The sequence below is a fragment of the Salegentibacter sp. UBA1130 genome, from assembly GCF_002311535.1.
GTDB lineage: Bacteria > Bacteroidota > Bacteroidia > Flavobacteriales > Flavobacteriaceae > Salegentibacter > Salegentibacter agarivorans.
Genome location: NZ_DCAP01000038.1, coordinates 431,413 through 440,664, shown reverse-complemented (window position 1 = coordinate 440,664; position 9,252 = coordinate 431,413). Strand labels below are relative to the sequence as shown.

Below are 9,252 nucleotides of genomic sequence, written 5' to 3'. Positions count from 1 at the left end.
GGTCCAAAATGCGGCAATTGAATATCTAAAAGACCTGGGCTACCGGCACCGGGAGGGAAATTCCCTAAACCGGGACCTTAAAAAGGTAGTGCTGGAAGACGAGCTTAGAGATTTTTTGGTTTCCACTTATCACGATGTTCCGGCTACAGCCATTAATGAAGCGATGGCTAGTTTTATACAGCATTCCGGGATGGATTTAGACCACCGCAACCGTGATTTTCACCGTAAACTTACCCAGGGAGTTTCTGTTTCCTGGAAAGATAAAACCGGCAAAGAACTGGCCAAACATATTTATCCTATCAATTACCGTGAACCGGAGAAAAACCAGTTTATCTGTTCCGATGAAGTAAAGGTGATCGGGAAAAACAGTAGGCGGGCAGATTTGGTGATCTTTATCAATGGCCTTCCGCTTATCGTTTTTGAGTTCAAAAATATGTTTGATGCCGAGGTTGGCGTAGACAACGCCCACCGGCAAATTGGCCATTACCTGCAGGATATTCCGCAACTATTCGATTTTAACGCTATTACCATCGTTTCAGACGGGATGCAAACGCTGCACGGGATGTATAACTCTTCCCTAAAATGGTTTGCTCCCTGGAAAAGTTTAAAGGGCGATGATATAAAACAGGAAACCGAGCTTCAGTTGGAAACCTTGCTTAACGGCCTTTTCCCTAAAGCCACGCTGTTAAACTACATTCAGAATTTTATTTTCCACGAAGATCACAACGGGAAGATCATCAAAAAAGGAGCGAAATACCACCAATATTGGGGTATTCAAAAAGCCGTAGAGAGTGCGGTTGAAAATATAAAACCCCGGGGTGATGGTCGGTTGGGAGTCATCTGGCATACTCAGGGATCGGGAAAAAGTATTTCAATGGCCATACTTACCGGGATATTACGCCAAATGCCGGAAATGAAAAATCCTACCATAGTAATCCAGGTAGACCGTTCCGATCTCGACCAGCAGTTATACGAAAATTTTGTGCTGGCCAAAGACCTGGTAGGCGATGTACAGCACGCCGACACTACAGAAGAATTAAGGAATCTGTTACATTCAGATGGGGGCGGGGTAATTTTTACCACCATTGAGAAATTCCGTTTAAAAGACCTGGAAACAGGAAAAGAAACCCGGCACCCGGTACTTTCAGAAAGATACAACCTAATTATTATGGCCGATGAAGCCCACCGTACCCAATACGGGTTTCACGATGGCGGCTTCGCACAAAACATACGAAGGGCTTTGCCAAATGCATCTTTTATCGGGTTTACCGGTACGCCGGTAGACAGCAAAGATGCCGATACGCAAATGGTGTTTGGTCCTACCCTGCACAGCTATGATATAGAACAGGCGGTGAAAGATGGCGCTACAGTGCCAATTTATTACGAGCCGAAGATGGTTCCTTTAAATATAAAAGCCGCCTATAGCGCGCAGCTCGATGAAATTGAAGACGATGAAGATAATCCTTCAAATGCAGTTTGGGCTGCGATAGAAGATGCCGCAGGAGCACAGAGCCGGGTAGAAAAAGTGGCCGGGGATATCCTGGAGCATTTCCTGGCAAGAACGGCTACGCTGGAAGGAAAGGCGATGGTGGTTTGTATGAGCAGGCGGAATTGTGTAAAAATGTATGATGCATTAACTGCTTTAAATGGTTGCCCTGAAATTGCAGTGATAATGACCGGAAATATCAGTAAAGATCCACCGGAATGGAATAAGCACATTCGCACTAAAGATGCAATGGAAGCGATTAAAAAACGTTTCCGAAATCCTGATGACCCTTTAAAAATGGTAATTGTACGGGATATGTGGCTTACCGGATTTGATGCGCCTATTATCCATACGATGTATGTAGATAAGATTATGAAAGGTCATAACCTTATGCAGGCCATCGCCCGGGTGAATCGGGTGTTTGAAGACAAGCCCAGCGGTCTGGTGGTTGACTTTATTGGTATTTCGGGCTACCTGGCAGAAGCTACTAAGAAGTATACTTCAGGCGGGGGAAAAGGAAAGCCCGCAGTAGATATTGAAATGGCCGTCAACTTATGTTTTGAGCAGCTGGAAACGGTAAAGGAGTTAATGGGCGGTTTTAGTAAAGATGAAATTGATCAAATGGACGATCGTGAAAAACTGCGGTGGTCTAAGAAAGTGATAAACGATCTACTGCAAACCGATCCTATAACCGATAACTTTCTACGGGAAGAAAGAAAATTGTCGGAGTTGGTGTCGATGACCAGCTCAGATAAGCGCATTTGGGAAATTCAGGATGATGTGGCGATTATTCAGAAAATAAGAAAGACTATCAGGAAGATTAAATTTCCGCCGGGCCCGCAGCGAGAGAAAAACGAGCGGATTAAAGATCTTATCAGTAAATCTTTGGAATCCCAGGAGATTGTAGACCTGGCAAAGATGTATGACCTGGACAAGATTGATATCTCCATTATAGATGATCGCTTTCAGGCAACAGTAAAAGAAAAAGGAGATGAGAATGTAAAAATTGAATTGCTGCGGCGCATTATCAATGATGAGTTGCGGGTACGAATGCCCAAGAATATTAAAAAAGCCAGGAGACTTCGAGACGAACTTGAAAAGGTGCTGAGTAATTATCATAAAAACAGCCTGGATTCCATAGCCGCGATTAAGCATTTGCTTGATATAGCCGATGAGTTCCAGCAGGATGATATTAGAACCAAACAACTCGGTTTAACCGAGGATGAACTGGCTTTTTACGATTTGCTTTCTGCCAATGAAAAAATATTGAATAAAGCAGGGCCTATACAGGATTTAGTACATAAAGTAGTGGATTCTGTAAAGAAAAATCTGCAACTGGATTGGACTAAGAAAGAAGATGCGCGGGCAGCCATACGCCTGGCCGTAAAAAAAGAACTCCGCGGAAAAGTGGCATTTTCTGAGCTGGATAATTTATTGAAAGAAGTAATTGAACAGGCAGAGGGGCAGTATAGGGATTGGCCGGTGGAGGCTTAAATTTTAAAATGAAAGATTACATAAAATGAACTCTGTTAATTAAAAAATGAAAAAACAAATCTTATCTCTTGTTGCATTAAGCCTATTCCTATTTTCATGTTCAAAAGACGAGCAAGAACCAGAATCCGAACCTTTATTTGAAATACCTGCGGGTAATGACCAACTTAATATTGATGATTTTAGTATTAAACTCAATGCCCAACTAGATGCTTCACAGATGGGGGGCTGGACTATTGTATCTGGACTCATCGATGAAAAAGTATTTTTTGATAAGGTAGATGAACCACAAACAGTGTTTCATGGTTTACCGGGAGAAGAATACCAATTGGAATGGAGAGTTACCTCAAGAGGAATGGTATCTCGAGATACAATTACCATTAGTTTTGAACCTCTAAAAACGGAAATTACTGATAAAAGTTTAGACTTCTACACCACTAGAAAACATCTTGAAGCAATAGAGTACGATGGGGGGATTTGGAAAATAGAAGGAGACGATTACCGGTGGATATGGAATCAAAATTTTGGAGGAACTGTTATACCAGATGAAGAGTCTAATCATATAAAGTTCTTCGGATACGAAAATAAATCATATAAAATTATTTGGGAAACTTGGTATGGTAGCGTTTCTGCAACTGACACCCTATATTTTGACAGCAAAGAATATCATCAATATGAAGCTTTAGAGTCACTCAACATATTGGGAAATGAATATTATTACAAATTAGATGATAATGGCAATGTAGTCCAATTATTGCTTGGTGGTGATATGGAAGGAACCAAATTCGATAGAATAGATTCCTATCCCAGTCTAAAATCACTGGTACATCTAAAAAGGCTTGATTTATCAGGAGACGGTTTACACGAAAGTCCGGAAGTAATTACAAATAATTATCTTGAACTCGAATATTTAGACCTGGGGGCAAATCATTTTGAAAGAATACCAGGGAATATTGGTAACCTTAAGAAACTGGATACTTTAATTCTTGATCATATGCAAGGCGGGCATAAAATGAAAATGTTGCCCGAAAGTTTTGGTCAACTGGAATCACTCAAGTTTCTTGAATTGGGATCAATGGGCCTTGAAAGTCTACCGGAAAGCTTTTCTGAATTGACTAATTTAGAGTTTTTAGACCTGGAAGGAAATCATATTGCTAGCCTACCTACGGAATTCGGTAATTTGAGAAAATTAAAGCGTTTTCGCGGACCAGCAATTTATACAAATTTACCAGAATCATTCTCTGAATTGGAAAGTTTAGAATTTGCCTTCTTTTATCTTCAAAATTCTAATCCTAGACTGCCTGAAAACTTTGGTGACCTGGATAATTTGGAAACCCTATGGCTTTTTTCAGACATTCATCAGTTGCCTGATAGTTTTACTGATTTAGAAAAAATAAAGGATTTAGAATTTACTGGGGCTACGGAATTGCTTCATAACCTACCCGAAGATATAGGAAAGCTAAATACTCTTGAAAATCTTAGAATACACGGTAGTTTTAAAACCCTACCAGAATCAATAGGCAACCTTAAAAAGCTGAAATTTTTACATATCTCTGGAACACTGGAAAATTTACCAGCTAGTATTGTTGATTTAGAACAATTGGAATACTTGAACCTATATGCAATGAATGTAAAAGCTTTGCCAGAGGACATAAATAAGCTAAAGAATTTAAAAACTATTCGCCTAGGCAACAATAAAGTTGAAGCTATTCCTGAAAATCTCGGATATATGGAAAGTCTTACAGAATTGGATTTGAGCTATAATAGACTTTCAAGCTTTCCAACAAGTCTTTCAAATCTCAAGGATGTTCTAACAAAATTTTATATCAGAGGTAATAACTATTCTAGCGAGGAGTTACAAAAACTGAAAGAAATGTTACCCAATACATATTTATACTATGATTGATTTTCAATTACTCCTAAGTTGAAAATAATTAAAGAATGTTGGTATAAAATATAATTAATAAACCTAAAAGAATGGAAAATAAATTATGGATGGTTAGGTCTGGCGAAAGCGGATATCTCTTTGAGAAGTTTATGGAACAGAGTATCGTTGCCATAGGATGGAATGAAATTGGTGATATCTCTAAAAAACTGAACCTTGAAGATTTAAAAGATAAAATTCAAGCTAGCTACCCTAACTATAAAATAAGCCAGGTCAATAACTTTGCCGGTCAAATTTTTAGGTTTAAGAATGAGTTTCAAAAAGGAGATCATGTGATTACTTATAATCCCGAAACCCGCCAGTACACTTTAGGGAAAATTACTTCTGATTATAAATATTCTGCTGAAAAGGAATTTAACCATTACCGCGAGGTAAAGTGGGAAAGAACCATTCCCAGGGATAATTTAAGTACTAAGACAAAAAACACTTTAGGTTCTGTTTTAACTATTTTTAAAATTACCGGGAATGCCTGGGAAGAAATTCTTGGTAAAACCAGGACTGCAACTTCCAGTGAAAGTTTAGAAGATAATTCAGAGGATGAAGAAGTTGAAGAAACTCTAGATTTACTAAAGGAGAATTTTGAAGCTAAATCCCACGAGTTTATAAAAGACAAAGTGCAGGCACTGGACTGGGAAGAAATGGAGGAGTTAATAGCCGGGATTTTAAGGGGAATGGGATATAAAACAATCTTAACTCCTAAAGGCCCGGATAGAGGAGTAGATATAGTGGCGTCACCAGATGGACTAGGTTTAGAGAATCCTAGAATTAAAGTAGAAGTAAAACATCGTCAAAATGCTATGGGAGCTTCCGAAATAAGAAATTTTATAGGAGGGCTTAGAGCCAATGATAAAGGACTGTATGTTTCAACCGGAGGCTTTTCAAAAGATGCCAAATACGAAGCAGAACGATCCAATAATCCATTAACCTTAATTGACCTCGATTTGTTGGTACATCTCATAGTTCAACATTATGATCAGTTTGATCCCGGTCCCAGGTCCCTTATTCCTTTAAAGCGAATTTATTGGCCGGTATAATTTTTTAGAAATGGATAATTTGCTTAAAGAAGTAATTGACCAAGCCAAGGGACAATATAGGGATTGGCCGGTGTGGGCTTAGATATTAATTAACAATCTTCAACAAATGACAAAAGTGGAATATTTGAAGAAAATGGGTTTTGAAATAAACCCTTTTCAATATACAAACGCAGATAAAGAAAAAGACTATATTGAAAGATACTTTATATTCCCAGACTATTTTGAGGACGTTTGGGGAGATCCTGTAAATCCTGTTTCGAATATAATATATGCTCCAAGAGGAGCGGGAAAGACAGCCCAGAGGATAATGATCGAAAAGAGAGCTCAAAAACATGAGAATCTTATAACTATTACTTATACCGATCATGATTTATCAAATTTCACTAGTGCATCTGAGATTAGTTTAAATTATCATTTAGAATATTTAAATAGGTTACTTTTACTTTCATTCTTTACAAGATTATCAACTCTTGAGGACATTAAATTTGTCAACCTTTTTTCCTTCAATGAGAGACAGTACTTATATAAACTTTGTAAAATCTATTTATATGATACTCCAGCAAGTTTCCCTAAACAGGCACTGAAATCTTTAAAAACAATAGAAGACATTGGACTTGATTTATGGAAAAAATTTAAAGCTCCTTTTTCTGAAGTTATAAAAAACATAAGTAAAGCTAAAGGGGTGGAAATTGACTTATCAAAAATTGAGGTAGATAAAAGTCTAAAATTCTCACATAAAGATAATTTAAGTAATATTTTAAGCCTATTAGGAAAATTAAATATAGATTCAGTTTATATTCTAGTGGATAAAGTAGATGAGCAGAGCTTAACAGGAAACGATCCAAAGGCTAGTTATCAGTTTATATCATCTCTAATTAAGGATCTAGAATTATTAGAAATGCCAAAGCTGGCCTTTAAGTTTTTCCTTTGGGATGCGTTAATACCATTGTGTGCCATTGATGCCAGACCGGATCGAGTGTTCTCATTTAAATTAAAGTGGACCGACCATCAAATTAAACTTATGCTTGATAAGAGGTTGGCTGCATATAGCCAGCAGGCAGTCACTGATTCTTTTAAATTATTCCAGGAGAAGAAAAACTTAGGACGAATAGTTTTATTCTCAGAATTTTCTCCTCGCGACAGCATTAGGATATGTAATCGTATTCTTTCTGAGCAATATAAACATGATTTTACATCACCGATTTTTCAAAGTAGTATTGTTAATAATGCCATAGATGAATTTTCGAAAGAAAAAATAAAAGAAATATTACCGGATTTAAAGAGTATTAATTATCTGATTAAAACAAATACCGCATCTTTTACCAATGGACAGCTTGTAAATGACAAAGTTGCTGGTACTGCGGCAGCCATTAGAAATATTACAAGACCTTGGGCGTCTCATAATATTTCAAAAAAAATAGGTTTAGTAACTAGAAAAGGTAAAAAAGCAGTAAACGAATATGCCTTTATCGATATTAGAGCTGCGCGAGTAGCTTGTTCTTCAATGAGTTTAGACAATTTTATAAATAATAAAGTCAGAAGATGTTCAGGGGAAAATTGTTCAGAAATCTACTATAGAAACTTTGATAATGCAATATATACTTGTCCTGAGTGTGGAACTATTGGAGATCCCCATTAATAATTATCGTTAAAATTAAGTTAAAGGTGTCGAATTAGGAGACACTCTAAAATTATCTATTCTAAACCCATTATAAATACTGGCTACAAGAGATTCCAAGCACTCCCGCCTCGAGTACTTTTTAGACTTCAAATAACATCAAAATCCCGTAAAACGCCCTGTTTACGGAGTTTTTCTTTTTTTACAATATCAAATCATATCATTTAAACTGGTATTAAAAGTGTTCATGTGGCGGAGCCTTCTATTTATAATTAGCTGTCAAAATTGAGTATAAACAGGATCGGCTAATAGTTGAGAAATGAATTTCAATATCCCGCGATAAACTTGTTTCTAAATTTTTAAAATAAAGAAGAATTGTGAAAAAAGTTCGCATCTTAAACTCCTACCAATACTGGTCTCATATAAAAAGTAAGGATTTTCCTTACTTTTAGTAAGGATTAAATTTCTACTTTTTGATTATCAAGGTTTAATTTTCCGGTCTATTAACTTTTTAATCAAACATTTTATGAAGACCCAAAATCTATTACTAGGCATCCTGGCAACAGGTGCATTATTCACTTCCTGCCAAAAGGAAGAAGCTACAACACCCGAGCAAACTCAAATGGAGGAAACCACTCAGGAAACTAAAATCTCTAAGGAAGACCTTAAACAAATTGCAAATTTACACTTTAACACAGAAGATGCTGAGACTATAGATTTCCTGCTTCCTAGTGGGGAGACTAAAAAATCTTTCCTTATTGAAGGAGATATTTTACTGGACGAGCAGCAATTAGAAAGTATGAGCTCTGCCAGCGTAACCGATAAACAGTACCGAACTTACAATTTGGTTTCATCACCAAGAAACGTAAATGTAATTGGTTTTACAGGTGGTTCCGGGCAGGGATTAACCTCAAAACAGCGTACCGCCTTGCAGCGAGCAATTACCAATTATAATTCCCTGAATATCGGACTTAACTTCACGCTTACTTTTGGTACAAATTATGGGCCGTACGACATCGTAGTATACCAAAACTCTAATGGCCAGGCTGGCGGGGTAGCCGGTTTCCCAAGTGGAGGAGATCCTTATAAATATGTACAAATTTTCTCTGGAATGGAAAACTACAGTACCGCAACTAACGAGCACGTGATTACTCACGAGATAGGCCACTCGGTAGGTTTACGTCATACCGATTGGTATAGCCGCCAAAGCTGTGGGCAAAGTGGTGAATCAGCCGGTTCTGATGGAGCTGTTCATATTCCCGGCACCCCAACGGGATTTGACTCCAACTCTATTATGCTTGCCTGCTTTAGCTCAAGCGAAAGCGGAAATTTTGGTTACTATGATGAAGTAGCCCTGGAATATCTTTATTAATGTTAGACAATTTGAAATAGTCTTAATTTGTTAGCAGAAAATGGATGTCTGCAAAGGCATCCATTTTATTATAAAACCCGAAACACACGAACGGGAAAAAATTCTATAATTTAAAAACATAAACGATTATGAAACTTAGAGCAACATTATTTGGTACACTTATTTTAGCAACTTTTTTTATGTCTTGCGAGCCGGAAGCGCTGCCCGAAGACCAACCTCAAATGGACCACGAAATAATAAATATTGAAAAAACTGCTTCAGGGGATGAAAGCAACCCGATTGATGATGATAAAAGTGATGATTAAT

6 protein-coding genes are annotated in these 9,252 nt (G+C 37.5%); all 6 read left to right on the top strand.

Going from position 1 to position 9,252, the window contains the following annotated elements:
- The coding region (locus B4F31_RS16915) for a type I restriction endonuclease subunit R (protein WP_286761808.1) at window positions 1–2,980 on the top strand (2,980 nt) is incomplete at its 5' end.
- A gap of 46 nt (window positions 2,981–3,026) precedes the next feature.
- Complete coding sequence (locus tag B4F31_RS16910) at window positions 3,027–4,883, top strand: leucine-rich repeat domain-containing protein (RefSeq protein WP_286761807.1); 1,857 nt, start codon at window positions 3,027–3,029, stop codon at window positions 4,881–4,883.
- Window positions 4,884–4,954: 71 nt separating this feature from the next.
- Window positions 4,955–5,956 (top strand): restriction endonuclease, encoded by a 1,002-nt coding sequence (locus tag B4F31_RS16905; RefSeq protein WP_286761806.1) that lies wholly within the window; start codon window positions 4,955–4,957, stop codon window positions 5,954–5,956.
- A gap of 106 nt (window positions 5,957–6,062) precedes the next feature.
- On the top strand, window positions 6,063–7,595 hold the full coding sequence (locus B4F31_RS16900; protein ID WP_286761805.1) for a P-loop ATPase, Sll1717 family: 1,533 nt from the start codon (window positions 6,063–6,065) through the stop codon (window positions 7,593–7,595).
- 505 nt (window positions 7,596–8,100) lie between these two features.
- Entirely contained in the window at window positions 8,101–8,946 is an 846-nt protein-coding gene (locus tag B4F31_RS16895) for a M57 family metalloprotease (RefSeq protein ID WP_286761804.1), read from the top strand.
- A 128-nt stretch (window positions 8,947–9,074) separates the two neighbouring features.
- Window positions 9,075–9,251, top strand: a complete 177-nt coding sequence (locus B4F31_RS16890) for a hypothetical protein (RefSeq protein ID WP_156858130.1) — start codon at window positions 9,075–9,077, stop codon at window positions 9,249–9,251.
- Window position 9,252 lies beyond the last annotated feature (1 nt).